Origin of the sequence: uncultured Limnohabitans sp. (genome assembly GCF_937889215.1) — a bacterium.
Lineage (GTDB): Bacteria > Pseudomonadota > Gammaproteobacteria > Burkholderiales > Burkholderiaceae_C > Limnohabitans_A.
Window position 1 is genome coordinate 1 of record NZ_CALBEX010000190.1, and the last position, 1108, is coordinate 1108.

Here is a 1108-nt window from a genome sequence, read left to right on the forward strand (position 1 = left end):
TGGTGGGGCCTTGGCTGGGGCATGCCAGTTGGCACGCTTACCGCGGCAGCGTTGAGTGGGATGAAAGTCCTGCAGAAGCTGTTACATTGGGCAGCTCAAATTAAAGGAGGCATCTTGGCCACACCCAACTACGGATTCGAAAAACGCCAGAAAGAATTGGCCAAGAAACGCAAAAAAGAAGACAAGCTCAAAGCCAAGTCAGACCGCAAGTCGGGCCTGTTGGCGGAAGACGGCTCCGAAATTGAGGGCGAAGAGGGCGATGCCGACACTGCAGCGCCGGGTGCGGCCGATTCATCTGCGCCTGCCGCCTGACCTGTTCGCTGCCGGTTCTTGACTTGTAGGCGCGTCGTCTCGATCGCCGTCGCAGCCCACTGGCGTGTCCATCGCCTCGAGGACGGAGCTCCTGCAAACAAGTCCTGCGTTTAAGGGGCATGCAGCAGCTCACTCGCCAAATTCAGCATGTCGGCCATGTTGTGGCTGGCAGGCGCGATCAAGGGGGCTTTGGCGTAGTGCACAAAATTGTTCCCGGTGGAGGTCTCGTAGCCTGGATCGTAGTGGCCTGACAGCAGCTCGGTGACCACTTCGCGCATTTCGCCGCGCTCAATTCTTTCTTGCCAGCCTTGCACCACGGCTTTGCCGCGCAGTGCCGTCAGGCGCTCCAGCCGGTCGACAAACAGGGCACGGTCTTGCGTGAAAAACGCATAGTCTTCCAGCAGCAAACTCACCCGGTTGTCCAATGACAGGTCCACCCGCAGGCAAGGGCTGGCCCGCATCGCGACCATCAACTCGGCCGGCACGGTGAGGTTGCCCACTTTTTTGCTTTCGGCTTCGACATACACCGGGCGCTCGGCACTGAAGCCGCGCAGCGCATCCCATACCTGCGTGTCAAAGGCTTTTTGCGTCGGCTGCGGCGTGCCTGGGATCAGGCCCAGCACCGAGCTGCGGTGGCAGGCGATGGCTTCCAGGTCCAGCACCTGCGCGCCTTCGTGGGCCAGAGCTTGCAGCAAGCGCGTTTTGCCCGAACCAGTGGGGCCGCACAGCACCTGAAACTGCAGGCGCTGCGCCTGGCGCGGCGTGTCTTCCATCACCTCTTTGCGAAACGCCTTGT

Annotated in this window: 1 protein-coding gene and 1 pseudogene; one reads left to right on the forward strand and one right to left on the reverse strand. The window is 61.0% G+C overall.

Annotation, left to right across the window (positions count from 1 at the left end; genetic code table 11):
- The first annotated feature begins 114 nt into the window (after nt 1-114).
- Nucleotides 115-312 carry a hypothetical protein gene (locus tag Q0341_RS04940; protein ID WP_299510958.1) on the forward strand — a complete coding sequence of 66 codons (198 nt, stop codon included), beginning with the start codon at nt 115-117 and terminating at the stop codon, nt 310-312.
- 110 nt (nt 313-422) lie between these two features.
- Here the strand turns inward: Q0341_RS04940 and Q0341_RS04945 are convergent.
- Nucleotides 423-1108 (reverse strand): annotated as a pseudogene (locus tag Q0341_RS04945) (tRNA 2-selenouridine(34) synthase MnmH); the annotation flags it as partial.